Source organism: Pseudidiomarina andamanensis (assembly GCF_009734345.1).
Classification (GTDB): domain Bacteria; phylum Pseudomonadota; class Gammaproteobacteria; order Enterobacterales; family Alteromonadaceae; genus Pseudidiomarina; species Pseudidiomarina andamanensis.
Genome location: NZ_CP032551.1, coordinates 1,972,458 through 1,998,466, shown reverse-complemented (window position 1 = coordinate 1,998,466; position 26,009 = coordinate 1,972,458). Strand labels below are relative to the sequence as shown.

The following is a 26,009-nucleotide window of genomic DNA, read 5'->3' as shown; positions in this document are numbered from 1 at the left end:
GTATATCGAAATCGTTTTAGGTTGTTCCAATGTCATCATGTTGCGGAAGTTCAGCGCAAGCCGAAATGGATAACTCTCAACGCAGGTTGTTATGGACGGTTCTAGTCCTTAATGGCGTCATGTTCTTTGTTGAGTTCATTGCGGGTTGGATGGCTGAATCCAGTGGTCTTATTGCTGATTCGCTGGATATGCTTGCCGATACTTTGGTTTATGCTGTGAGCTTATACGCTGTTGGCAAAGCCATTAAATATAAAGTCAATGCCGCTATTTTAAACGGCATACTGCAAACATTATTAGCTCTGGCGGTGTTATTGGATGTCATCCTTAAACTGGCATTTGGTAGTCAGCCCGAAACCTTTGTCATGCTCTCAATAGCGGGGCTTGCATTACTGGTAAACATCGTTTGCTTTGCCCTTCTATATCGCTCCCGAAACGGCGATATTAACATTCGCGCCAGCTGGATTTGTTCACGCAATGACATGATCATGAATGTCGGTGTTATTGTCTCTGCGATGCTCGTCGCCCAGCTCCATGCGGCATGGCCTGACTTACTCATCGCAACTGTCATAGCCATCATTGTACTGCACTCTGCTATTCGCATCATCAAAGACGCGATAGCTGTAAAGACAGGTGAAAAAGACGATATTTCTGGGTGTTGCGGGTAATCACCAGGATTCGTAATGAGCTCAATATTTTTAATAAAGACACTCGGGTTATTTATCGCAACCGCAATTGCAGAAATTGTCGGTTGCTATTTACCCTACCTATGGCTCAAAGAGGGTCATTCCGTTTGGTTGCTCATTCCGGCAGCAATAAGCTTAGCCTTATTTGCTTACTTATTAACACTTCATCCGGCGGAAAGCGGGCGCGTTTACGCAGCCTACGGCGGTATTTACGTGTTAACTGCCATAGTCTGGCTGCGAATTGTCGATAAATCGCCTTTATCCAGCTTCGACTTGATTGGGGCGGCGTTTGTGCTAACCGGTATGGGGATTCTTGTGTATGGCTGGCGTTAGCTATAAAGCAATTCAGTTAAAGAACTACGCTCAAAAGTTTTACTACACAGACTAACGCACCTTATGTTTGTCCGTGGTAGCGTCCTCAACCCCGTCATTAAGCGACGCCATCAATGGACAATAGACATCTCCGTGTCCGGAGCTGCATTTTTGCACCAGCTCATTCAACGCTCGTTCAATTTGCTGTAAGCGCGATATCTTTCGACGAACACTGGTGAGCTTTTGCTCTCCAAGCTCCCGTGCTTCATCGCAATGAGCGCCATCTTGCAGAGTTAATAGCTCACCAATTTCATCCAGACTAAATCCGAGCCATTGAGACGCGCGAATAAAATGAAGCCGAGCAAGCGCTTGTTCGTCGTAATGTCGGATCCCCCCATACGGCTTCTCCGGCTCGCTCATTAGCCCTCGGCGCTGATAATAGCGCACCGTTTCCACGCCCACGCCGGCTGTTTTGGCCAGCGTGCCAATTGTCATTACGTTGCGTTTTTTTAACATAGCTATTGCTTCCGTAGTGAGGTACGGGTCTAAGATTAACACATTAAAGCAAAATGCCCGAAGGAGTTACTCTTATGTCAAATTCAAAATCTGGTCGGGGCTCTCTTCTCGCGGGAGGGATCGCAGCGACTCTGGCATCTGCGTGTTGTCTGGGTCCCCTCATATTACTTGCACTCGGTGTATCCGGGGCCTGGATTGGGAGCCTCACAGCACTTGAGCCTTATCGACCCATTTTTATTGCCATTGCATTGATTGCCATATTCTTTGCCTGGCGTCGAATATACCGGCGTGCTGATGACTGCAACCCTGATAACACCTGCGCAACGCCAAATGCTCGTAAGAGCTACAAAGTGATGTTTTGGCTCGTTGCGGTGCTTACTTTAACAGCATTGGCTTACCCCTATGTTGTTCCTTTCTTTTACTAGGAGGCAATACACGATGAAAAAAACAATGATAACAACCATTTTATTTTTACTGTTTAGCATGCCCACATTGGCGGTTGAGAAAACGGTTACGCTATCAGTACCCGGTATGACATGCGTCACCTGCCCAATTACTGTCAAAGCTGCACTTGGCCAAGTTGCAGGTGTGAGCGCCGTCGATGTCCGTTTTGAAGAGCGGGATGCAACCGTGACATTCGACGACGAAAAAACGTCAGTTAAGCAGCTCACTGAAGCAACGACAAATGCAGGATACCCATCAACACTGAAAGCAACGGCACCAAAAAATCAGTCATGAAACATCACAATGCCTTATAGCTGCTGTAAAACTGAAAGACCAAGGAGTAACCGTTATGAGTAATAACAATTTACACATTGCTGTCATTGGTAGCGGCGGCAGTGCGATGGCTGCGGCACTCAAAGCGACCGAGAGAGGTGCCCGAGTGACGCTCATTGAGAGAGGTACTATTGGCGGAACTTGTGTCAATATTGGCTGTGTCCCGTCTAAAATCATGATCCGAGCGGCTCATATCGCCCAACTGCGGCGAGAAAGCCCTTTTGATAAAGGCTTAAGTACTCATACTCTTAAGGTAAATCGATCAGCTCTCCTCGAGCAACAACAGGCTCGGGTAGAAGAACTCCGTGAATCCAAATACCAGAGTATTCTTAGAGAGAATTCCGCCATTACCGTTATTAACGGCGAAGCCCGCTTTATAAACGATGAAACTCTTTCCGTATCACTTCGCGATGGCGGTGAGCAAACGGTTTACTTTGACCGTGCTTTTATCGGCACCGGGGCCCGACCCGCACAACCCCCCATCCCCGGCTTAGCTGAAACCCCTTACCTTACTTCGACAAGCGCATTAGAGCTAAGTAACATTCCTAAACGCCTCGCTATTATTGGAGCCTCGGTCGTTGCTCTTGAATTAGCACAGGCCTTCGCGCGTCTCGGTAGTGAAGTTACTGTTTTGGCTCGCAGTCGGGTGTTATCCAAAGACGAGCCTGCCATTGGTGAAGCAATAGCGACTGTTTTTGATCGCGAAGGCATCAATGTGCTTGAGCATACAGAAGCCAGCGAAGTGCGTTACGACGGACAACACTTCATTCTCAAAACCAATGCCGGAACATTAAAAGCAGAACAACTGCTCGTGGCCACAGGCCGTACGCCCAATACGGAAAACCTCGATTTAAAAACCATCGGTGTACAAACTGAACGCGGTACAATAACGATTAACGAGCGCATGCAAACCTCTAGCTCAAGAGTATATGCGGCAGGCGACTGTACGAATCAGCCGCAGTTTGTCTATGTCGCCGCCGCAGGCGGCAGCCGAGCCGCTATTAACATGACGGGCGGTGATGCGCATCTTGATCTCAGTGCAATGCCCGAGGTTATCTTTACTGATCCACAAGTCGCCACGGTGGGTTTATCAGAAGCTGATGCTAAAACTGGTGGTTACGTCACCGAAAGCCGCACGTTGAGCCTTGAAAATGTCCCACGGGCATTGGTTAACTTCAATACCCAAGGGTTTATAAAAATTGTCGCAGAGAGTGGCAGCGGCCGACTGCTCGGTGTTCAAGTCGTCGCAGGAGAAGCCGGTGAGTTGATTCAAGCTGCTGTAATGGCGATAAGAGCAGGAATGACAGTCAATGAGTTGGCTGATGAGCTCTTCCCATACCTTACGATGGTAGAAGGCTTAAAATTATGCGCTCAAACGTTTACTAAAGATGTTAGCCAATTATCTTGCTGCGCTGGGTGAGATAACCTAGCTGAATCGACACTGATTTGCTAGACACCTTGCCGCCATTGAGTTTTAAATAGATTGAAGACAATTATGTATAAGTTTTCTCATCTTTAAGATCAAAGGCTGTCATAATACTCTTTGATCATTGTTGCCATTAAAAAACGGCGTCCCGCTAGGAACTCTTTGTAATTTTCTGCGGTAGTATTGAATATGAGCTCAGGAATAGCATTTTCGGCTAAATTTCTCTGTAAATCTTCTCGATCACAAATTTCGCCAAGTCTTAAATTTCCGGATTCAATCTGTTCAAGAACCATTAACATGTATTCTTTCGGTGGTAGGTCTTTAATCGCGATGTTGATTGCTGTTTCTGTCAACGCAAAGTTTGCAATCTGGTTGTAATCTCCCTGTTTCGGGAATCCATGACGAATAAGGTGATTCTTGGGAATTATGTGGTGCATATCGCCATGCCCCTCGATCATCTGTGCGATATTAATCGACTTTGAAAGGAATCCCCGCCCTCCTTTTGCAACTCTTGCTGCTAAATATGTTTGGAATGCAGGACTACGCTTGCTTGGTGACTCGAGCTCCTGAACTAAAGTTACATCCCAAAAACTATCACTTAGAACTGAGGCTTCAAGAGTGCGTAAGTATTGTTCCGCACCGTGGTCCTTAATACGACGTAAGTCAGTTTCCCACGTGGATTCAAAGCTTCCCACGGCTCTTCCGGTCAGTAATGTCATAACGAACCAGCGTTTTACAATTCTTGCTCTCTCTCCCTCATTCAGCTGATCGTCCAACCGAAGGCGCAGGTAAAGTGCATATGCGAAATTCAATGCATTCTTTGACCCAATCATGCTGGCATCGATATACCCAGCAGACTTGATCATCATTACAAATCGCTCGAGATGCGTCTTACTCACAAGTAGATCTAATGCTTCCGCAAAACGAGAATACGCGGCTGGAATAAGATTTTCATCAATTTTTCTCGTTTGTGGGTCAAGCCCGGATAGCTCACTAACAATTGCTCCGGCTTTACCACGACTAAATCCAACTAGACCGGCAATACGAATGACATCGGTATAGTCAGGTTGAAATAACTCGTCCGTTTGATTACTTAACCACTGAATTTTCCTAATATGCTCCGATTTTGCGAACTCTTCATCGTTCTCTTTAATATCATCAAATGCGTGCCCAGAGACCGTCAGGTGACAGAAATAATCAATTAGCTTCCGAAGATTGCGCCCTTCATTGCCGTACGTGGCAATTTTACTCATTACAAAATCAGCACTTGATAGCGGAACACCTTTGGCATTGATCCGAACGAAGATCTCTGCAACCGTTTCTACATCCAAATCGTCTGCCAATGAAATGACACCTACTTGCGCATGCTCAACAGCGGCGAGTCTCGCCGAGGCTTGTTCAACTTGGTCTTGATCAACATCTGGATTTTTAGCGAAATAATTTCTCAGAAAGCTCAGCTGACTGGAACCGGAAAAAACTCACTAATATCGTGAATCCATTGGGAGCTATTGGTAATCGCTGGCGTTCTCGTCGCAAACTCTTCCGTTACAGGATTAAACGAAATAGCGATCCGCTTTTTTTCATAACGGTTACCAATCACCGTTTGTCCCGCAATTGCGGCCCTCAACGCTGTTACTCGTTGTTGGCCATCGATTAGTATTTGTTGATGTGCTGCGACAGCTCCCCCCTTTAATTTGGCGCCAACAGATTGCCACGTTATCAGATAACCAACCGGATAACCGTTGTAAAGTGAGTCAATTAAGTCCCTGACCTGAGATGTTTTCCAAACAAATGGTCGTTGTAGTTCCGGAATTGCTATTTTATCGCTACGAACGTCAGCAAGAATTTGACTGATCGCTGTTTGCTTTACTTCATATTTTGCCATGTCGTCCCACACTTTCTAATTTAAATCGTGAATTTGTGTGAAGAGTCCATTCGTTTCAGGACACTCATTCACAGTAAGGTGGATTATCTTTGATAGTTTCTAATTAAGTTGAGGATTACATTTTCCCTCTCAAGACATCAAGTATTAACGTTCCAGTGTAACTATCCCATCAAATAATACAGCCCACTCGTAGAGTGTCTTGTGACCTTAAAAGAGTCGGGAAAAATCAGGCCTTACCATAACTTTAGTTGATATTTTATCTAAATAAACCGAGTTTCAACTTTTCCCAGTTCGGGATCGCTGTAATCCCCCTAAGAATCGAAGCAATTTTAGGGGGAAAGTTGAATAATAGCGAAAAAATGCAGAATATGACCCAAATATTTTTACTTCATCCAACGGCCTTTCATGTCGATAAAACACGAAATAATCGACAAACAATCCTGTTGCGTCGATAGACTCGACATAGGTAAAAGTACGCATCTCGAGTCTTTAGAAGTATTTACAGCCACCGTCTTACCCTTACCCAAATAATTGGTTAGGTGGATCAAACAATCCTGACATCAATGACCATGTACATTGGGCAATTAAAGGTGTATATTTAATCAACACAGCATTTCATAGTCAGGATTATCTCAATGTCTATCACCGCACAAATTGAGTCTCGGATTGCTCGCATGAGAAAAGGTGTTCCTTTTTCCATAGAGGGATTTTATGAGCTAGGCACGGAAAGTGCTGTCCAGAAGGCTTTTAGCCGATTGGCGAAGTCAGGCGAGATTGTGCGTGTGTCAAAAGGCTTTTACGTTCGTCCTAAGTCAATAGAAAACTTACCGGGGGCGAAGGTAATGCCCAGCCCAGAAGAGGTCGCAAAAGCTTGGGCGAGAAATTACGGGTACAAACTTGTTTCGAATGGCTTTGAAGCGGCATATCGCATTGGACTGCAAACTCAGGCTCCTGCCCGAACCATTTATTGGACGAACGGCCCATCGCGTGAATTTAAAGTGGGGAATTCAACTGTTGAAGTGAAGCACGTCGCATCGAGTAAGCTTAAGTGGCTGAACCAACCTGAAGGTATGATTCTTCGAGGCCTTTCGGTGATGGAGCCAGAACACTTCAAGCCCGAGCAGTTACGCAAGGTATTTAAGCGATTATCGTTGACAGGAAGTGAGAAGGAGCGTGTTCTCAGCAACCTCAAGCATTCTACGCTGAATTCGCAATGGCGCCAAAAGCTAGCGCAAGTTGAGAGCGCGTCAGTGTGATGGACATATTTGATTACTATAGAACTGAAGCGAAACGAGCGGAACTAAAATTAATCCTCGAATATGCTGCGCAGAACTCCGCAAGAGGTTTGGCCGCTAATTTTTTAGAGAAAGATATTTGGGTAACCGAAATTTTGCGGTTGCTATACGAAGAGGATTTATTAGATAGCCATGATGTGGCCTTCAAAGGTGGAACAGCCCTGAGCAAGTGCTATAGCACCATTGAGCGATTCTCTGAGGATATTGATTTATCGATTCATTGGGCTGACTTAGCAGAATCAGATGATGAAGCTGCTGCTTGGACGCAGACAACACGGAATCCGAGTCAGCAACGTAAATTTAGACGTGAGCAGAGAGAGCGTTTAGAAGGCTGGACCAACGAGTTTGTTCAAAGATTGAATAGCAGACTTTCAGATTATGGCATTGAGGGACTCAGCGCTGAAATTGAAGAAGACTCTGGTGGTGAGAAAATCGACATTCACTTTCCACATGTGGCATTCCAGGATGATTCTTATCAGTTAGAGCATGTACTGCTCGAATTTGGCGGCCGTAACCGGGGCCGGCCGACGGTTTCTAAACCCGTAACGACTTACCTGTCAGAAATAGATGCGATTGCAGAGTCCCATACGTTACCGATAGCTGCAGTGGAGGCTTACCACCCGGATTACATTATTTGGGAAAAGCTAACCGCACTTCATCAATTCTGCACGCAAGAAAACCCGCTTGATACGGTGCGGTTGTCCAGACATTGGTATGATGTAGACTGCATTCTGAAAAATCTCTATGAAGGCTCATACCAAAACATGGAAGCACTGCAAGACGTGGTAGCGATGAAGTCGGCAAGGTGGGCTACTCGAGGCGTTTCCTTTGAAGCCATTCTTTCCGGTAAGTTGGTGCTAATTCCAACGGGGCGGCTGCTCGAAGATATCAAAAAAGATTACGACCAGTCCGTAAGCGGTGGAATGTTCTTTAGTGCCCCCGATAGCTTTGCCGGCATCATTGAGCGTTTAGCCGAGCAGCAAGATCTAATTAATAGCTTTTTGAACGGACGGCGTTAATTTCGATATTTGGAATAAAGCGATCTCGTTTGTTGGCATTATTAAATTATAGGCTAATCTACACACCTAAAGTCCGGTTAAAAGGTGGAATTTTTTCCACCTAAAAACTCAGGATTTTTCGGAGATTTAGAATTTCTTGTCGCGAGGCAAAGGTCAAAATTTGAAATTTTGGAGTCGGTTTTCTGTGACCAAATTTGTCATTAAACGGCCTCAAAAGTGCCAATTTCGACACCAATTAAAAAATTAAAACACCGTTTAACCCCTTGCTAAACCAGGCTTTAACGATTTACCACCGAACCTATGATTGCCCTCCGGAGGCAGAGGTCACAGGTTCGACTCCTGTCGGGTGCGCCATCAAAGAATTTCAGAGCCGTCTGTCCGATAATACCGTTAATTAGCCGCCACCACTGAGGTACTTAAGATTAGAACTTGTTATTTTAAGGAGCTAGTTAGCGACAGAGAGCAGCTATAGGTTCCCTTAGCGTTAACAAAACCCGATAAGTCCCAACTCAATAGCCCTTAAAACTGCTCGCGTCCGGTCTCTCACACCAAGCTTCGCCATAATGGCGCTTACTTGATTTTTAACGGTGCCTTCCGACTTAAAAAGAGCGTCGGCAATTTCTTTATTGGAACAACCGGCGGCAATAAGGCGTAATATTTCTAGCTCTTTAGCGGAAAGCGCCTCGGGCGCGGCAAAGGCCTCAAATTCGGAATGTAAGCCTTGTAATCCGTTTAAAAGCGAGGTGGTAATGGTAGGTTGAATCATTGACTCGCCAGCGACTATTCGCTCAATACCACTCACTAGCATTTCGAGTTCTACGTCTTTAAGTAGGTACCCTCGCGCCCCTGCTTTCAACGCTTCAAGAAGCATATTATGGTCGTCAAAGGTGGTCAGAATCAAAACCGGAATTTTTATATTTTCTGCACGCATGGCTTGTAGAAGCTGAATACCATTCATTTTTGGCATTCTTAAGTCGAGCAGGATTATGTCAATGTCGATGCCATGGGCTTTGATCCACGCAAGTGCCTCTTCGCCATCTGCTGCTTCATGTGCTACTTCAATATGGGCTGAAAGCGACAATAAGCTCGCTAAGCCTTGTCGAATTAATTTTTGGTCATCGACTAACATAACTCGGTGCTTTTCGGGTGAGTGCAAAGTGCTCATAAACCCACCGGTATTCTAAGACACACCAAAACGCCGCGCGCTTGGCGCTCAGCAGTTACAGTGCCATTAAAGCTTTTTAGCCGCTCCCGCATGCCGTTCAAGCCATTGCCAAACTCGATCGGTTTGCTGCTTTGCCCGTTGTCTTTAACACGCACTACAAGTTCGCGTTCAGATTGCTGCACCTCAATTCCTACCTTGGTGGCTTTGCCATGTCGCACGCTATTGGTCACGCTTTCCTGCACACCGCGCAATATTGCTAGCGCTTGTTCTAAATTGAGTACCGCAACTTTGTTCGGGAAAGCCAATGAAACCTCAATGCCCGGTAATTTTTCGACCAAAGCCTCAAGTGCTTCGCGCAAATTCAGTTGTTCATGTTCGCGCATTTCGCTTACGGCAACACGCACGTCTGCGAGCAGTAATTTCGAAATAGCACGAGAACGCTCTACGTCAACTTTCAGAGCTTCAGGTACCTTACGCGCCAGCACCTGGAGTTGCACCGTAAGCGCGGTAAGATGATGGCCTACAAGATCATGAATATCGCGGGCAATACGCAGCCGTTCTTCCTGCTGCGACGCCTCTTTCACAAGTGACTGCATAGCAATAAGCTCTCGATTCGCTTGCTCTGCGCGCTCTTTTTGAAATTCTGCATTACGCCTCGACTCCATCATAATGAGCGCGAACACATTAAACGTAGTGAACAGCACCCCAGTAATTACAATGCCGTCGGGCTGCCAACGCAGAAAGTGCGTACTCCACGCAACAAAGCTCCACAGTGGCGTGAGCCAAAGGGCCCAGCGAAAAGGCATAAAATAAGGGAGCTGCGCCGACCACACCACTAATAAAATGGCACTAAACATATTGGGTGTGGTGTACATTATTGAACAAATGACTACAAATTGACCACCAATTATTAGGTGCCGGGGCCATCTTGAGAGCGGAACTTCATCGTTTGTATTGATGAAAAATGTAGTCGTAAAAGTTGCATAAAGTAACGCCAACAAAGTAAGCCTTGGTGTGCTTGCGTTGGTGGTTGAGAGTAACAGCCACAAGTCGAAAGCGGCCACTACCAGCACGGTGCCAATACCGCTTAGTCGATCAGCATCTAGTTTTAAGTTTTTCAATTCCATTGCCTGAGTATGCAAGCAATTGCGTAAATCACCAATAGGCCAAAAGTCATTTTTAAAGTTGTGACTTCTGTCACTAACATACATTTTCATAGCCACCTAAAATTTCCTCCAAGGTTTAAGAGGCCTGCTCTTTACCCCTATGTTCTCGGAGGAATGGCAATTATGTTAACCATCTATCAACTTACCGTAGCAATTCACGTACTGGCTGGAGCGCTCGCACTCTGCCTATTTTGGGTGCCTGTACTTTCTCGTAAAGGCGGTTTAAATCACAAAAAATTCGGCAAAATCTATGGCTCAAGTATGCACGTGGTTGCGTTGACTGGCATTTTTGCTTCCGTAATGGTGTTGTTATTCAATACTGCCGTTAAACCTGAACTTGCTGCGGTTCCTCACCTTACCGAGGTGCGCCTACAACAAACTTATGTTTTTGCTTGGTTTCTTATTCATCTTGGCATGTTGATTCACTGCGCCATTTTTCACGGTAATCAAGTGCTGGAGCACAAACGCAACCGTAATGGCTTGAAAAAGCCTCTGCCTTTAGCCATCAACGGAGCGCTTGCAATCAATGGATTAGCACTTAGCGCTTTTGGAATTTTTAACAGTCTCGTTTTACTCATTGTATTCGGCGCACTTGGAGTGGTGATTGGTGTGTCTAACTTGGTTTATACCTACCGTAAAAGCGTGTCTCCAACGGCTTGGTTGCGTGAACACTTGGGAGCTTATCTCGGCTCTGGAATTGGTGCATACACCGCTTTCATTGTGTTTGGTGGAAATTCGTTACTACACACTAGTGGCTGGGTACAAACTGCCCTTTGGTTCGCTCCTGGAGTTATTGGATCATCCTTTATCGCCAAACTCTCAAAGAAATATGACCCGCCACGCAAAGCTTTAAATTAAGGCCATAAATAAGGACCGATTATGAAACACATACTTATTCTCACAGTCGCTGCATGCTCATTTGCCACTGTAAACACTTGGGCCCAACATAATTCCCAAGCTCTTGAGCCTCAGCTGCAGCAAATAGAAGCACATTTGCCAAATGAACTTGGCCCTGCGCAGCGCCTAATGGAAAGGCTTCTTGAGCAGTACCCTGAGAACCCTCAGGTGAATTATTACTGTGGTGTAATTTATGGCCTACGTGCGGGAGAAGGCATGTTGAGCGCTATGCGCAATGCATCAAGAAGCCGTAAGTGTACTGAAAAAGCCGTGGCCCTCGAGCCAACTAATATGAAGTACCAACTAGCCGCGCTGAACTACTACTTGAATGCACCTTCTATTGTAGGCGGCGGCGAGACCAAGGCTCGGGCCAAGGCCGCTGATATAGCAACGATCGACAACCTTCAAGGTACACTTGCGCAATTACGTGTAGTGAACGTTTTCGACGCTAACAATTATACCGCTGCATTAACCCAGGCCATGACAAAACACCCGAATGAACCCCGACTCAAACTTCGTTTGGGGCTACAAAAGCAAGCAGAGGGAGATTATGCAGGCGCTCACACCTTATTCAAACAAGCCGCTATGTTACAGGCAGACAGCGCGCTCTCGGAGCATCCAGAAATTCGTGCAGCACAACTAAACGCTCGCTATCAAGTGGCTAGAAATGCAGTGTTTAGCGGCATTGATGTGCAAGATGGAATTCAAAGTATGGAAGCATACATTCTTGCATTCGACAACGACTTAGAACTTCCAGAGCTTGCTTGGGCACATGCTCGCATGGCTCAGCTCATGAAATTGGACAACAATGAAGCGGGTGTTGAAACACATCGCCAACTTGCACAGCAGCTTGGTCAGGAGAACGACAAAGCACTGTATGAATTGCTCGACCGCCTTTAAATGCACATTTAGAAGTGCCGCAGGGCCAAGGTAAGAGAGTATTTCAATTTGCGCTGTGATTCAGGGTCATTCAAAAATAGGTACTAGATGCTTGATTTGTATTGCATTGGTATTCGGTGGTGTAGGTATCTCCGTCTCGCTCATGAACCACCGAAATAGCATCATTGACTGACGTTCAAGCAATTGCCACTGATAAGCGATGGCTGACCTTTCCCCTGTAATTTGGTTTTATCTAGCCAATTATATAAAGTTTGCACGCCAATACCTTTAATTCGAGATACTTCTGCTTCCGTCATATTTAACAGCGATAATAATTTACTAAGAACCACTGTCAGCGTCACGAATAGCACACATTAACGCTAATTTGTTTTCCTGGGTGGATCAATTTTATTGGCTATTTTGTAATCCCCCCGAAAAATCGGAGCAGTAATAAGTAGAAAATCCAACTCCACCTCAGTGACGTCGGATACAACCCAAACATCCTTTAAATCACCCAACAAACCTTCATGTCGATAAAACAATAAATAATCGACAAATAACCTTGTCGTGTCGATGGAATCGACCTACACTACAAACAACATCATAATGTGTCGAATTTCCAAAGGAATTTAAACATGACTTGGCAAGCTGACCAACCCTATAACGATTTGCCTATGTTACCGCCGAAATTAGAGCAAATCGAGACGCGCGACGTATTGAAGGCATGCATCTCTGCTCGCGCTGCGCTTGCCGAGTTGAAACAAGCTGGTGCGTTACTCCCTAATCAAAGTATGCTCATCAATTTGCTTCCTCTTTTAGAGGCAAAAGACAGTTCTAGAATTGAAAATATCGTCACCACAACAGATCAACTATTTCGATATGCACAACAAGACAGCGGTGCTGATCAAGCAACCAAAGAAGCACTTCGTTATCGCACAGCACTCTATCAAGGCTTCACGCAGTTAGAGCGCAAACCTCTATGTACGACAACAGCCATTGAAGTGTGTAGTACATTGAAGAATACGGCGATGGAATTACGGAAGCTACCTGGCACCATTATTGGTAATCAAACAACAAATGAAGTGGTTTATACACCACCGGTCGGCGAACAGGTCATTCGCGATTTACTCAGTAATTGGGAGCAGTTTCTGCATGGCACCGATACTATCGATCCGCTGATAAAAATGGCGGTGAGCCACTATCAATTTGAAGCAATTCATCCCTTCTATGATGGCAATGGGCGTACTGGCAGAATCCTAAATGTCCTCTATTTGATTGAGCAAAAGCTTTTAACACTGCCGATATTGTACCTTAGCCGTTACATTGTTGCGCACAAGCAAGATTACTACCGATTACTGAATCAAGTAACTCAGAAACAAAACTGGGAAGACTGGCTGGTATTCATGTTGCGTGGTGTTGAGCAAACGTCGCTTTGGACTTGTGAGAAGATCGCCGCTATTCGAGCGTTAATGGAGCAGACTACAAACAGGATTCGCGAGCAATTACCGAAAATATACAGCTATGAGCTTGTTCAAGTGATTTTTGAGCAGCCTTATTGTCGAATTAGTAATTTAGTGGAACGCGATATCGCCAAGCGTCAAACCGCTTCTGTTTACCTTAAACAGCTCGTTGAAATTGGCATATTAGAAGAGACAACTTCAGGTAAAGAAAAGCTATTTGTGAATCCTCGCCTGATGAAACTCATGACATCAGCTTAATCCCCAGCGGTAGTTGAACGATTTCTTAGATGGCATTTTTTCTACCTCTAAACTGAGATTTTAATCATGCCTGACAAATGCTCTATCACGATAGCAGAGGTCACGGGCTCGATTCCTGTGGGAGAGAATCATATTGCTTTACCCTTTCTAATACCTTTGTAAAATATACAATCTCGAATCTGAGATTGATCATCAAGAGGTACTAAAGTAATGACATCTACTTTACCTGAGAAATCTGATTGCTCTTCTATCTCTATCTGATAGTAAAAATTTAAACCCGTACGTTTATTCCAAAGATTCACATAGGGCATCGAGATGATCTGCCATTCGCCGGACAGTTCACCACCAAAAGTATAAGCAACATTAAAATTGCCATCCGCTTTTAATATTAGTGATTTCATCGATTCACAATTATCGCTTGAGTATTCACCAATAATTTCCCTCTCGGGCTTTTCACCAACCCCATCATCAAAAAGGTATACACCTATGTTATCACCACGGTACCAGTGATTTCCCGACTCAACGAATGTAATATCCGTGTTTGAATACCCTAAGCTTGCAAGAATCGGCATAATCTGATTATAGTTCTGTTCAACGGTCGCTTTCGAACCGGTTATGATTGTAGATTCATGGATGTTACTAGGCGGTTTTAACGACACTCGATTTACCTTAAAGCCCTTCTCTTCTAATGCGTTTTTTACCTTTTCAAAGTTGCTTTCTTCAAGCTCATAATCGTTTAAGTAGACTATTGGTACAGCACAGCCAGCGATAAAGTACAATGCTGACAAACCTGCCAATAAAATTAACTTATGACGCATTGCCAAGGGCTCCTTAAATTCCTTTTTTATTTTCCTGAAATAATATGGCTCACGTTTATAACGCGTTACCCCGTAACCATTAATGGTGCGGAATGCTTTATTAGCGTTTAAGTTCCATACGGATGTTTAGCTTGAGAACCAAAACACCGCTTAATCCCCTGCTCAATATAGCTTTATCGATTTACTACCGAACCCGTGATTTGCTTTCGGAGATAGAGGTCACAGGTTCGACTCCTGTCGGGTGTGCCATTTTTAATGGTTCGTAGAAGAATAGTACTTACCAACTAAATATTCTATGGGACCAAACCACTTGAAGTTATCTCAGTTGGTCTAAATTTGTGACCTCAAGCTCAAAATACTGAATCGCGACTGATTTACTAGAAAGCTCATACCTTAAAACGTTCAAGCGCTTTCAATGTACCTTTGCGAATAGCTTCCGCGCTTTGCTCTGCGCGAACACTTATCGAGGCAGCTTCTTCTGATGCAATATCGAGACACGCTTCTAACTTGGATGTGATGTTCACAATTATCGAATCCATGCGATCTGGATCATAGCCAACACTCTTTGCGTGAGCTCCCCAGTGCCGAGGAAGAATTGTATGCCAATGATAATGTCGATTCTTACTATTCACGGCCATCGCCATTTTTATTTTCTTAGGATGTAAATTGCCTACTTGTGCAAATCCATGTGCTGATAACACGTCATATAACGGCGTCAGTCGGTATCCATGGGGAGTCAGTGCCAAACTGAAGTTCTTTGCATGCCCGTCTATAGCGGCGAAAAGCCAATACAGTAGCTGCGCTGACATAAACGTATCCTGATCACGAACCGAAGCCGTAGATGTGGATAAAATATTCATGATCTCTTTAGCGCTTGGCCCACCATGCTCCTCATATTTTGAACTACCTGCCACACCAAGCGCTTGGCAGAAATCTTCTTGCGGTAGTCGATAAATCTTGTTCCCAATGTCTTTTCTGTCAAAGCGCTCAATAATCAAAACATCTTCACCGTTGAAGCTGTCAATTCTTGTATGGGCTACCGACAATCCAAGTGCCTGAACAACACGCATACAAAACCATTCGTTTTCAACGCTGCTCGATAAATCAGGTTCACCTGGGCGAGTTATGATCCGCGGTTTCAATATGTGCGTGGTTGGTGTTCGGCCTACAGGGATACCCCATTGGCCTTGCCAAAAAGTCAGCGCCGTTTTTTCTTGAGCGCCGGCAAGTGAAAAACGAAATGCATCTTCATAGTGCATACCGAGAGTTTTGCCGGTTCGCGAATCTGCTACGAGTTGGCCGATTTGTTCTTCATTCAACGGGATTATTTCAACGTCTGGAACCGGCTGGGGCTCCGAACTGGCAACGAAGGTTAATGCACCAATACAGTCTTTGCCGACCGTTTCGAGCAAATCAAAAGGTTTTGTACTTTTAGCCCCAAGCCTATCCACAATCGTTTTACGAACATCCGGACTGTCCGGCAATAGGTTATCAAAATAAGCGTTTAGCGCTTCGCCGGAATATTCCTGTTCAGTTAATGGCATGGATATGGAGATTGCCCGTGCAAACTTGGATTGTAGCCAACTATCTGAATATCGAAAGCTCAAATTATTCAGCCGCGATGTCAGCGTGCCAACGAACTGATCATTCATGTGGCAATAGAGTGTGTTCTCATGTTTGCGTCGGCCCATTACCAAATAACCTCGCTGTTACTTGAGGTATTTTGTTTCACCGCATCTGCGTTTAGCTGAATTCTGAGCGCTGCAAAAATTCTCAGCAAAGTCGATGTGTGCATTTCTCCGGTACGTTCAATGGACGACACGCTTCTTTGCGAAAGCCCAGTTAACTTAGCCAGCTCTTTTTGTGTGTAGCCTTGCGCTTTTCTCTGCGATTTAATGAGTACCGCCAAGTCGGCTGGGCGCTGGATGATCATGAGTAAACCTCATCGATGTAGTTAGGTTCATAAATAAGCACAGATGAAGTGTAGTACATAAATACACAAAAATGAAGTAGACATCATAAATGTATTTTTATGAATAAAACCTGATCAATTAGTCCTCTTTCGCGATTTCCGGCAACACATCGAGTAGCAACTTTACCTGCCTTTTATAAGCTTCATTCATTCCATTTGTAATCCCCCCGAAAATTCGGAGCAGTTATAAGTAAAAAATCCAATGCCAAACGCACATAGGCACGGCATCCGGCTAGATAGAAGCCATTATGGTGGAGCCACATCATATAAAAACCTGCATTCTGCCAATTTTAAACTTCCGTTATTGCAATTAGGAATGATTCGCATTAACATGCTTCCGTTCTAGAAGCCATGACCTATCGGCCTGCGCTACTGAAAAAATTTTAAGAAAATTTACTGACTATCAACTGGAGATCCCACACGTGAAATTCCGACTTACGACTATCGCCGCGGCCATTTTAATGAGCCACACGGCAACTGCGCAGAACAGTGACGAACTTGAGCGAATCGAGGTCCGGGGCCAACATTTATCGGTAAGTGAATCCAATTCGGTGAAAACGCCGACACCAATTATTGATGTGCCACAGAGTCTCACCATTATCACTGCCGAGGAAATTTCCGAGCGCGGCATCACCAGTATCGGCGAAATTATTGACTACACGCCGGGCGTGAATACCACCCAAGGCGAAGGTCATCGCGACGCCGTTGTCTTCCGTGGCGTTCGCTCAACAGCAGATTTTTACCTAGACGGTAACCGTGATGATGTGCAGTACTACCGTGCCCTTTACAACATTGAACAAGTGGAAATTTTGCGCGGCCCGAACGCGTTGTTATTTGGTCGTGGTGGTACCGGCGGTATTTTAAATCGGGTTTCAAAGAAAGCCGACATTGGCGGTGAATTCACCGATTACACAACATCTGCAAACTCATTCGGTGGCTTAAACGCTGCTATCGACACGAACGTCACCATGAGCGACAGCTCGGCGCTAAGAATTAACGCCATGTACGAGCGCGTTGAGAATCATCGCGACTTTTTTGATGGCGACCGCTACGGATTCAACCCAACTGCACAGTTTGAATTATCCGACGACACCACGCTTAATGTTTCCTATGAATATGCCAATCATGAGCGTTTCATCGACCGCGGTGTTCCTACCGGTGCCGATGGCCGTCCTGTTGAAGCATTTGAAGAGATTGTGTTCGGTGACCCGCAACATAACTACACCGACCTTGAAGCTCACATCTTCCGAGCAGCTGTCGAGCATAAATTTAGCGATGCTGTGAAAGGCAACTTCAGCGCTTTCTACGGCGATTATGAAAAAGTGTACTCAAATTTTTATGCCAGCGACTACGATGCAACCAACAACATTGTAGAGCTTGACGGCTACATCGACAGTACATCTCGCGATAACTTGATTCTTTCTGGCAATATTGTTGGCGAATTTGAAACCGGTAGCATTGGTCATACACTCATTGTTGGTTCAGAGTTGATTTCAACGCACTCCGATCAAAACCGTTACAATCCGGTTTTCAGCACCACTGGCTCTGACCGCGAACTCTTTGATATTCAACGTCCAATTAGCATCAACGGCCTCGCCGGTGTCAATGCTGACGGCGAGAACTTCACGGTAAGTTTCAGCGACTTGAACGATGACACGCGCGTGAAGCTAGACGTGCTATCGGTTTACGTCCAAGATGAAATTGCGTTATCTGACCACTTCGATGTGGTACTTGGCGCACGCTTTGATCAGTTTGATATTGAAGTATTTAACGCAGACCCAGCTGTTTTAGAAACCCGTAGCCGCACCGATAATGAAGTTTCGCCACGTGCTGGTGTTATTTATAAACCAATGGAAAATGTCTCACTGTACGCAAGTTATAGCCGTTCGTTCTTACCACGAAGTGGTGAGCAATATACCGACATTAACGGCAATAATGACAAGCTTGACCCAGATACTTACAGCAATCGTGAAATCGGGGTTAAATGGGACTTTGTACCAGGTATGAGCTTCACCGCAGCAATTTTTGAGAATGAACAAAGCTCGCCTCAGGTGGCCGATAATGACCCGTCTACGTTAGACATCATTGACTCTGAGATTAATGGTTTTGAATTGCAGTTTAAAGGTCAAGTCACTGATGCTTGGTATCTCACTGCAAACTACAGCAATCTCGATGGGGAAATTGTGGATCGCTCTGGCCCAACCGGTCGCACACCACGTGAATTACCTGAGCAGACTTTCGCAGTTTGGAATACTTACCAGTTTACCGACAAGTTTGGTATGGGTTTAGGTGCCACGTATCAGGATGACAGCTTTATCGATAACGGCAATAACGCGGTTATGCCAAGCTATACACGTATCGATGCCTCGGCTTATTATCAAATTTCTGATGATATGCGGGTACAATTGAACATTGAGAACCTAACTGATGAACTCTACTTCCCGAATGCGCATTCGACGCATCAAGTAACAGTGGGAGCACCGCTTAATGCCATGGTTTCATTAATCGGCTCGTTTTAATCGGAACTTTTGCAGCCCAATAAAATTATTGGGCTGCATTTTTTGTCATAACTTGAACCGAAAACCGCTATAACTTAAATCGCGCATAGAGAGGGTTGTGGTCAGACACCGTGCTTGTATCAATTGCTGTTGCTTCCTGAAGTGAAAGGTCGCGGTAGAAGATAAAATCCAACGGGTGTTGGCGATAGGTCTTGATATGATGTGGATCAACCATAATCGCCCGCCGAAGACCAATGCTGCGACAAAATTGCAGTAAGCGCAATCGCCGTTGACGGCTCCACACATTAAAATCACCAGCCACAATAAGGGGTCCTTTGTGGCCCAGAATCTCTTCTTTTATGAGTTCTATTTCTTGTGAAAATTGATGTGCGCGAACAAAGTTGATCGCGTGAACATTGGCCACTAACAATGAACCGCCCTCTGCAAGCGTGTGATACGACAACATATAACTTTTATGTGTCGCGAACATGCCTTCGCGCTTTCTGCTCAATCGAGCTTGAGCTTCGGTAAAAGCATACTGACTGGCGGTAAGTACGCCATAAGTCGACCGGCGTGTTTGCATATTCGGAGCAACCGCATAAGACCAATCAGGGAGGAGCCAATTATTTTTCGCACTCAGCTTCGCCTCTTGCAGCAATAAGAATAAACAAGGAAAGTCGGCTAAAACACATGCTAAAGCGCGCTGAAACTCGGGTTTTTCGGTAAGTTTCTGAGTATTCCAACACAGCACACCAAATTCTTCGCCATGAGCAATAGGATGCTCGTGGATGAATTGCTGAGGAATCACAACCTTGGGTTTAAACACGCTATCGCCTGCGCTCTACTTACATTTTCGATGAATTACCAACACCGTCAATACTCAGGCTACCAGAGCCACTTTCAATGATCTTTAAATCACCGACATGGCGCACATCGATGCCGCCAGAACCATCGTCGATCGTAACCTTGCCACTCACCCGCTCAATATCAATTGAACCTGAGCCGTCTTCAATCGTTAAATCGCCACGAAGATGACGCACCGTGATTGAGCCTGAACCGTCATCGATGTCGACATTACCGCCATGTTCGATCGTGATGCTACCCGAACCATCTTCGATAGTGAGATCACCCATCACGTCACGCAGTGCAATTGAGCCAGACCCATCATTCAATTCAATACTCAGCTCAGCTGGTACGCGTACTGTCAAATTAATATACGGGTTGTCACCCCGGTAGGAATTGCTCGCAAAGTCGGCAGTTAAAACCGCGTTACCGCCGGTTTTCTCTAGCGACAACTGAATGTCTTCAGCGTCGCGATAATAAACCTCTGCAACCACATCAATTCGGGTACGACCCGCTTCACCGATAATTTCTAAACTTCCGGCACCAGTATCAGCCTTCATTTCTTCAATATCAGTCATATCTAACGACAGATTCCGTGTTTCATGTTGAAGCTCACTATCGCTCCAAAAACCACCATCATCTGACACATTTGCGTAGACCACACAGCCTGATAGCAGGCTTAACGAAGTCAGTGCGAGTACCATTGCTTTCATTTTGATTTCCTTATGCGAATTGACGTTCTTGAGGCTCTAGGTCCGACTCAAACTTATTATCTCAAACTAAAAGTCAAAGATTTCGCCTAGCAAACTCTTTTTCTTATATTTTTTGTGACTGTAACCTTTGTCATAACCGCGCTCGTAATGCCCGGTTTGCTGCTGCGGGGGCGCCGATCGATGTACTGGAGCTTCTTGCGGTGCAGAGCGTTCAATAATTTTGTCTAACTCACCACGATCCAACCAGACTCCTCGACAACTTGGACAATAATCAATTTCAATGCCTTGACGCTCAGCCATAACCAAGTTTTCTTCTTTACATACTGGACATTTCATAGCAGCTTCCTCTATTCGGTTATTGTTTTAATAGAGTCTACCAATAGTAGTTAAGTTCCTAGTCTTTTATTGAAGAAAATTAAAATGCACTGTTCCAATCAGAGAGACCGATAGTCGTGTCAGTAATTTAAAGCCGACACTCATCACAAATGTCAGCGGTAGGCATGTGTGCAAAGCTTTTCGCTAATAAATGCCTTAACGGTTCATCGCAATAATGCTTACGTGTTACGTGAGGATGCGAGCGTAAGCGCCCTTTCAGTACGTTATTGCCAACATCAGTCATCAGTGGGTTGCTCGGATCAACCGATGGACCTAATGCACGCGATTTTAATTCTGGCGGCAATGATAGCACCGGAACTGTCGCGGATAATTGCGCAGCCATAAAGAACGCAATGGAGTAACGTTCTGCGCTCTGAATTGGGCTTTCAACTTTATGATTCGTTGCCTTTAGATAGCCGTTCGAAGCAAGTTCCAATAACTCACCAATATTCACCACCAATGCGCCCGCAATTGGCGGCACACCCACCCACGCGTCGCCACGTTCAACTTTGAGCCCGCTTTGTGCGTCTTGCATGACCAAGGTCAGGTAGCCTGGGTCTTTATGCGCACCAACACCTTGTTGTGGCGACGCTTGCGCCGGGTAGCGAATCAATTTGGCGTGAGTATATGGCTGCGTACCAATCGTATGGTCAAGTGCGTGACCGTCAACACCCAATGATTCACAGAGCCTCTGTAATAAGTTAACCGTGATGTCACTTAGCTTATTTTGTAGTGTGGTGAGTGCTGGCTTGAGAATTGGCATGGCACTCGGCCATAGATTCGGGCCAATCAGCTTTTGCCAAGGGTGATTAAGCTGCTCAGCTGAAAGCGCCAGCTCTTCATTCATCCAGTCGAATTGCTCGCGCGCATCAAGCCGACCGGCTGTCATTTCATTCCCCATGGCGTTATAACCACGGAAATGCGGCGAATGAATCATATCAACGCGTTGTTTTTCCTCGGCTGGAAGCTGAAAGAATGCCCGGCTTAACGCCAAGTATTCTTGTTGCGCATCATCGCTTAAACCGTGATCGATAAGGTAGAAAAATCCGACCTCACTGGCAGCTCGGCGCAATTGCGCCAAGCCTTCATCAGAATCAAGTGATGTTAAAGAGATAATCGGTAATGTTGCAGCGTTCATGAGCGCCTCCTATCAGGTCTTGGCGCTCAATATATGTTGTTGCGTTTAATTTATGAACGAACGAATCTTTCTAAGTTAGATTGTTTCGCTATAGCCACCAATTATAAACGCTTGTTAATCTTTCGATTGGTTCAGTGCCTGAATAGCAAAACTACCCAGCCAGTGCCCGCCTTCGTAACTATCGCCAATTAAGTTTGGATATGAATAAGCGATGTGTTTATCCGCTACGTTACGAAGGTGTTCGTACTGTGGAAAGGCATTCGCTAGTGCGTATAGATTCCAAGCGCGGCTGAAGTTTAGGCCATCAAGATGAACCAGTTTGCCGTCACTACGGTCACTAACTTTACCTACCTCAAGCTGATAATTTTTATCGGCGAGCTGCGGCATAAAATCAGATAACCAAGGCAAGAACTCGTTCTTTGGTAAAACGCGCTGCATCAAGCCAATTTCTTCTAAGCATGGCGAAATGAAATCATACCCACTTGGTTCCCAACTAATCGGGCAATTTTTATCGGTAAGAAAATAAGCTTTTGCTCGTGTTTCAATAAGTTGCTCAAGTTCTGTTAACTCATGATTCACCGCATAGTCATAGGCGAAACTCAGGCCAAATGCAGTATTCGTGTGTTCACCGACACGAACTGGGTAAAGCAATTGTGGCAAAAATTCCATGTAGCGTTGCACAATCACATCAACAAGTGGCTGCAAGTTAGCAGAGAGTTCCGCCGCCATCGGGTCATCCCAAGCTTTGAGTTCATCGGCCAACTTAAGTAACCAGGCCCAACCATACGTGCGTTCAAAAGCTTTATTGATGTCTTTGCTGAAAAATTCCGCTTCGCGCAGGCCATTCTCGTTGGTGATATTGCGCTTTAATACTTCGCGAGCTTGCTCGGCATGCGCCATGTCTGGAAACTGGCGAAGCAAAGTTACCAACGACCAATAACCGTGCGCGGCGCTGTGCCAATCGAAACACCCATAAAATATTGGGTGATGTTGTGAAGGTTCTTTTAAATCTTCCGCGCTACCGAGCACAATCCCTGTTTTGTAAGGATACGGTGTTTCAACACAGTGTAGCGGCAACGTGACCAATTTATCGGCTTCTGTGAGTGTTAATTCATGCGAACTCTCGGTACTGGCTTGTACTTGTCCAATCAACCCCAAAGAGAGAAAAACTGCAACGCTCGTTAATTTTTTCATTGTTCTGCCTTCATAACTTCAGAATTTATTAACGTTAATGCGCTGCAACTTTTTAATCAACAGCTAGCTGGCGCAAATAGTCGTCATAAGTGCCGGAGAAATCTCGCATACCGTTCTCGGTAAGCTCGATGATGCGCGTGGCAAGCGATGACACAAATTCACGGTCGTGACTCACGAACAGTAACGTACCGTCGTAATGCTCGAGAGCAAGGTTCAATGCTTCGATCGATTCCATATCTAAGTGGTTAGTCGGCTCATCCATGATCAAAATATTCGGACGCTGCATAATCAGCTTTCCGAAAATCATGCGGCCCTTTTCGCCACCCGATAAAATCGTGACGGGCTTTTTAATGTCATCCTGAGAGAACAGCATGCGCCCCAATACGCCACGCACCGCTTGTTCATCATGGTGCGGTTGCTTCCACTGACTCATCCAGTCAAATACAGTGATTTTTTCTTTAAACCAATCGGCATGGTCCTGCGCGTAATAACCAATATTGGCGTTTTCAGACCACTTAATCATGCCGCTATCAGCTTGATGTTGCCCAACCAAGCACTTGAGCAACGTGGTTTTGCCGATACCATTGGCACCGAGTATTGCGACTTTTTCGCCGACTTCAATCATGGCGCTCAAATTACGAAGCACCTGTAGTTCGTCGAATGATTTGCTGACGCCTTCCATTTCAAGCGCTAATCGATAGAGCTTCTTCTCTTGTTCGAAGCGAATAAATGGGCTAACACGGCTTGACGCTTTCACCTCGGCAAGCTGAATTTTCTCAATTTGCTTTGCACGTGACGTGGCTTGCTTTGCCTTCGAGGCGTTTGCCGAGAAGCGACTCACAAATTGCTGTAATTCGGCAATCTTCTCTTTCTTTTTCGCATTGTCATTGAGTAATTGCTCACGAGCCTGTGTGGCAGCAAACATATATTGATCATAGTTGCCCGGATAAACGCGCAGTTCACCATAATCAATATCCGCCATATGCGTACACACGCTGTTTAAGAAGTGACGGTCATGCGAAATAATGATCATGGTGGCTTGACGGTCGTTCAAAATGTTTTCAAGCCAACGAATGGTGTTGATATCCAAGTTGTTCGTCGGTTCATCAAGCAACATGATGTCTGGATCAGAGAACAATACCTGCGCCAATAACACACGTAGCTTTAAGCCCGGTGCAATCTCGCTCATTAAGCCAAAATGAGACTCCAGCGGAATGCCAACGCCTAACAGCAGCTCACCGGCGCGCGATTCTGCGGTGTAACCATCCATTTCAGCAAAGGCAACTTCAAGATCAGCCACTCGCATGCCATCTTCTTCACTCATTTCTGCCATGCCATAAATGCGATCGCGTTCGGCTTTTACTTGCCATAATTCTTCATGACCCATAATCACCGTATCAATGACACTGTATTGCTCATAGGCAAACTGATCTTGGCGCAATTTACCCACGCGCATATTTGGTTCAATAGAAACGTTTCCGGCTGATGGCTCTTGCTCGCCACTTAGAATACGCATGAAGGTTGACTTGCCGCAGCCGTTTGCGCCAATCAAACCATAGCGATTACCTTCGCCGAACTTAACAGAAATGTTTTCAAAAAGAGGTTTTGCACCAAATTGCATGGTGATATTTGCAGCAGAAATCACGTTTTAACACCCGAACAAAAAATAGGCGCGTAATCTACGTGGTTTGAAGGAAAAACACAAAGGAAGTTTGCGGTTTCAGCAAATAAAGTTAGCGCTTGTATTGCGTTGGACAGTACGCACGTGAAACTTTTGGATCGCGACGTTGCAGATGCTTCGTGACTCGACCATTCACTCGTTGACGCCAAAGGCGAAACGAAGTCGGTTTTAATTCACGCCGCATAAGCGCAATAACTTGAGCCTCACTAAGCCCGTATAGCGCAGAAATCGCTTCAAACGGCGTGCGATCTTCCCATGCCATTTCAATAATACGAGATAACTCAGCTTCAGGAAATTTCATACGTGTCATTTAATTAGCAGTCTTTCAATCTAAGGTTTACTTGATACTTTTTACGTCACGCTTCCGAATTTAGATGAATGGCGAAGCATAATATCTAAAACCTCTTCGTCATTGACTTGTGCAAAGTCGAGATACCAATAGCCGATAGCCTCCAACGGATGCGGCTGCGCTAAACAAATCAACTGATCAATTGCACTTCGTATTTCTAGTGCGGTTTCGCGGGCGGCAACGGGAACTGCTACCACGATAGTGCCGACTTTCTCTCGTTTGAGAACTTCAACCGCTGCCTTCATCGTTGCTCCTGTCGCCAGCCCATCATCAACTAAAATGACCGTTTTACCAGTAACCTCGGGGAGTGGATTTCCCGAGCGATATAGTTGCTGACGTCGCTCTAGTTCCTGGCGCTCACGTTGCTCAATACGCGCAATTTCACGGGCGTCTATTGCAAACGTGTCAACGATATCTTTGTTAAGAACACGCACACCGTTTTCCGAAATTGCGCCCATTGCCACTTCGGGTTGACCAGGAACACCCAATTTTCGAACAAGCAAAACGGAAAGTGGTGCGCCGAGACATTGCGCAATCGGCTCGGCTACAGGAACACCGCCACGCGGCAGTGCCAAGACAAGAACATTGGTGAGACCGATCATCGATGTTAATTCGCTAGCTAGTTGCTCCCCAGCTTCTCGACGATTTTTAAATGGAAGTTTCATGAGCGCCACCCGATACGAATAGCAA

27 protein-coding genes are annotated in these 26,009 nt (G+C 45.4%); 11 read left to right on the top strand and 16 right to left on the bottom strand.

Going from position 1 to position 26,009, the window contains the following annotated elements; all coding sequences use genetic code 11:
- Window positions 1–29 precede the first annotated feature (29 nt).
- Together D3795_RS09515 and D3795_RS09510 are read left to right on the top strand one after the other, a co-directional pair.
- Entirely contained in the window at window positions 30–665 is a 636-nt protein-coding gene (locus tag D3795_RS09515) for a cation transporter (protein WP_034734464.1), read from the top strand.
- Between the two features lie 15 nt (window positions 666–680).
- Window positions 681–1,016: a YnfA family protein gene (locus tag D3795_RS09510; RefSeq protein WP_126834663.1), complete on the top strand. Its 336-nt coding sequence runs from the start codon at window positions 681–683 to the stop codon at window positions 1,014–1,016.
- 51 nt (window positions 1,017–1,067) lie between these two features.
- On the opposite strand, the gene merR is transcribed toward D3795_RS09510, so the two are convergent.
- A complete protein-coding gene (gene merR, locus D3795_RS09505) occupies window positions 1,068–1,511 on the bottom strand; it encodes an Hg(II)-responsive transcriptional regulator (protein ID WP_092857846.1) in 444 nt (147 codons plus the stop codon).
- Window positions 1,512–1,564: 53 nt separating this feature from the next.
- On the opposite strand from merR, the gene merT reads away from it, so the two are divergent.
- The 3 genes from merT to merA are packed head-to-tail and all read left to right on the top strand — an operon-like array spanning window position 1,565 to window position 3,708.
- The gene (gene merT, locus D3795_RS09500; protein WP_445936691.1) at window positions 1,565–1,936 is read left to right on the top strand and encodes a mercuric ion transporter MerT; all 372 of its coding nucleotides are present in this window, start codon (window positions 1,565–1,567) and stop codon (window positions 1,934–1,936) included.
- Window positions 1,937–1,949: 13 nt separating this feature from the next.
- On the top strand, window positions 1,950–2,249 hold the full coding sequence (gene merP, locus D3795_RS09495; protein ID WP_126834662.1) for a mercury resistance system periplasmic binding protein MerP: 300 nt from the start codon (window positions 1,950–1,952) through the stop codon (window positions 2,247–2,249).
- 55 nt (window positions 2,250–2,304) lie between these two features.
- A complete protein-coding gene (merA, locus tag D3795_RS09490) occupies window positions 2,305–3,708 on the top strand; it encodes a mercury(II) reductase (RefSeq protein WP_092857848.1) in 1,404 nt (467 codons plus the stop codon).
- 101 nt (window positions 3,709–3,809) lie between these two features.
- Here the strand turns inward: merA and D3795_RS09485 are convergent, their stop codons facing one another.
- Together D3795_RS09485 and D3795_RS11505 are read right to left on the bottom strand one after the other, a co-directional pair.
- Window positions 3,810–5,057 (bottom strand): hypothetical protein, encoded by a 1,248-nt coding sequence (locus D3795_RS09485; RefSeq protein ID WP_216648957.1) that lies wholly within the window; start codon window positions 5,055–5,057, stop codon window positions 3,810–3,812.
- A gap of 110 nt (window positions 5,058–5,167) precedes the next feature.
- On the bottom strand, window positions 5,168–5,599 hold the full coding sequence (locus tag D3795_RS11505; protein WP_216648956.1) for a DUF262 domain-containing protein: 432 nt from the start codon (window positions 5,597–5,599) through the stop codon (window positions 5,168–5,170).
- A gap of 635 nt (window positions 5,600–6,234) precedes the next feature.
- Here D3795_RS11505 and D3795_RS09480 point away from each other — a divergent pair.
- Complete coding sequence (locus D3795_RS09480) at window positions 6,235–6,855, top strand: DUF6088 family protein (RefSeq protein WP_156268242.1); 621 nt, start codon at window positions 6,235–6,237, stop codon at window positions 6,853–6,855.
- Window positions 6,856–6,944: 89 nt separating this feature from the next.
- Window positions 6,945–7,913, top strand: coding sequence for a nucleotidyl transferase AbiEii/AbiGii toxin family protein (locus D3795_RS09475; RefSeq protein ID WP_310942419.1), 969 nt, complete (start codon window positions 6,945–6,947; stop codon window positions 7,911–7,913).
- Between the two features lie 484 nt (window positions 7,914–8,397).
- On the opposite strand, the gene D3795_RS09470 is transcribed toward D3795_RS09475, so the two are convergent.
- Window positions 8,398–9,042: a response regulator gene (locus D3795_RS09470; RefSeq protein WP_156268238.1), complete on the bottom strand. Its 645-nt coding sequence runs from the start codon at window positions 9,040–9,042 to the stop codon at window positions 8,398–8,400.
- A gap of 32 nt (window positions 9,043–9,074) precedes the next feature.
- Entirely contained in the window at window positions 9,075–10,295 is a 1,221-nt protein-coding gene (locus tag D3795_RS09465; protein ID WP_156268236.1) for a sensor histidine kinase, read from the bottom strand.
- 72 nt (window positions 10,296–10,367) lie between these two features.
- Here D3795_RS09465 and D3795_RS09460 point away from each other — a divergent pair, with 72 nt between their 5' ends.
- The 3 genes from D3795_RS09460 to fic all read left to right on the top strand — a co-directional run bounded on the left by D3795_RS09460 (window position 10,368) and on the right by fic (window position 13,738).
- Window positions 10,368–11,102, top strand: coding sequence for a hypothetical protein (locus D3795_RS09460; RefSeq protein WP_156268234.1), 735 nt, complete (start codon window positions 10,368–10,370; stop codon window positions 11,100–11,102).
- 21 nt (window positions 11,103–11,123) lie between these two features.
- Window positions 11,124–12,041: a hypothetical protein gene (locus D3795_RS09455; RefSeq protein WP_156268232.1), complete on the top strand. Its 918-nt coding sequence runs from the start codon at window positions 11,124–11,126 to the stop codon at window positions 12,039–12,041.
- A gap of 614 nt (window positions 12,042–12,655) precedes the next feature.
- Window positions 12,656–13,738 (top strand): protein adenylyltransferase Fic, encoded by a 1,083-nt coding sequence (gene fic / locus D3795_RS09450; RefSeq protein WP_156268230.1) that lies wholly within the window; start codon window positions 12,656–12,658, stop codon window positions 13,736–13,738.
- Between the two features lie 128 nt (window positions 13,739–13,866).
- Here the strand turns inward: fic and D3795_RS09445 are convergent, their stop codons facing one another.
- The 3 genes from D3795_RS09445 to D3795_RS09435 all read right to left on the bottom strand — a co-directional run bounded on the left by D3795_RS09445 (window position 13,867) and on the right by D3795_RS09435 (window position 16,489).
- Entirely contained in the window at window positions 13,867–14,556 is a 690-nt protein-coding gene (locus D3795_RS09445; protein WP_156268228.1) for a hypothetical protein, read from the bottom strand.
- A gap of 386 nt (window positions 14,557–14,942) precedes the next feature.
- Window positions 14,943–16,247 (bottom strand): type II toxin-antitoxin system HipA family toxin, encoded by a 1,305-nt coding sequence (locus D3795_RS09440; protein WP_156268226.1) that lies wholly within the window; start codon window positions 16,245–16,247, stop codon window positions 14,943–14,945.
- Entirely contained in the window at window positions 16,247–16,489 is a 243-nt protein-coding gene (locus D3795_RS09435) for a helix-turn-helix domain-containing protein (RefSeq protein ID WP_156268224.1), read from the bottom strand. Before D3795_RS09435 ends, D3795_RS09440 begins: the two co-directional genes overlap by 1 nt.
- Before the next feature lie 461 nt (window positions 16,490–16,950).
- Between D3795_RS09435 and D3795_RS09430 the strand changes: the two genes are divergently transcribed.
- Entirely contained in the window at window positions 16,951–19,047 is a 2,097-nt protein-coding gene (locus tag D3795_RS09430) for a TonB-dependent receptor (protein ID WP_156268222.1), read from the top strand.
- A 67-nt stretch (window positions 19,048–19,114) separates the two neighbouring features.
- On the opposite strand, the gene D3795_RS09425 is transcribed toward D3795_RS09430, so the two are convergent.
- The 8 genes from D3795_RS09425 to D3795_RS09390 all read right to left on the bottom strand — a co-directional run bounded on the left by D3795_RS09425 (window position 19,115) and on the right by D3795_RS09390 (window position 25,984).
- Window positions 19,115–19,852: an endonuclease/exonuclease/phosphatase family protein gene (locus D3795_RS09425; RefSeq protein ID WP_156268220.1), complete on the bottom strand. Its 738-nt coding sequence runs from the start codon at window positions 19,850–19,852 to the stop codon at window positions 19,115–19,117.
- Between the two features lie 19 nt (window positions 19,853–19,871).
- Window positions 19,872–20,582: a DUF4097 family beta strand repeat-containing protein gene (locus D3795_RS09420; protein ID WP_156268218.1), complete on the bottom strand. Its 711-nt coding sequence runs from the start codon at window positions 20,580–20,582 to the stop codon at window positions 19,872–19,874.
- A 66-nt stretch (window positions 20,583–20,648) separates the two neighbouring features.
- Window positions 20,649–20,918, bottom strand: a complete 270-nt coding sequence (locus D3795_RS09415) for a TFIIB-type zinc ribbon-containing protein (protein WP_156268216.1) — start codon at window positions 20,916–20,918, stop codon at window positions 20,649–20,651.
- Between the two features lie 127 nt (window positions 20,919–21,045).
- Window positions 21,046–22,095, bottom strand: coding sequence for an isopenicillin N synthase family dioxygenase (locus D3795_RS09410; RefSeq protein ID WP_156268214.1), 1,050 nt, complete (start codon window positions 22,093–22,095; stop codon window positions 21,046–21,048).
- A gap of 114 nt (window positions 22,096–22,209) precedes the next feature.
- Entirely contained in the window at window positions 22,210–23,289 is a 1,080-nt protein-coding gene (locus D3795_RS09405) for a DUF2891 domain-containing protein (RefSeq protein WP_156268212.1), read from the bottom strand.
- 52 nt (window positions 23,290–23,341) lie between these two features.
- Window positions 23,342–24,934 carry an ABC-F family ATPase gene (locus D3795_RS09400; protein ID WP_156268210.1) on the bottom strand — a complete coding sequence of 531 codons (1,593 nt, stop codon included), beginning with the start codon at window positions 24,932–24,934 and terminating at the stop codon, window positions 23,342–23,344.
- 88 nt (window positions 24,935–25,022) lie between these two features.
- Window positions 25,023–25,271: a TIGR03643 family protein gene (locus D3795_RS09395; RefSeq protein ID WP_156269078.1), complete on the bottom strand. Its 249-nt coding sequence runs from the start codon at window positions 25,269–25,271 to the stop codon at window positions 25,023–25,025.
- Window positions 25,272–25,321: 50 nt separating this feature from the next.
- Window positions 25,322–25,984, bottom strand: a complete 663-nt coding sequence (locus D3795_RS09390; protein ID WP_156268208.1) for a phosphoribosyltransferase — start codon at window positions 25,982–25,984, stop codon at window positions 25,322–25,324.
- Window positions 25,985–26,009: the final 25 nt, after the last annotated feature.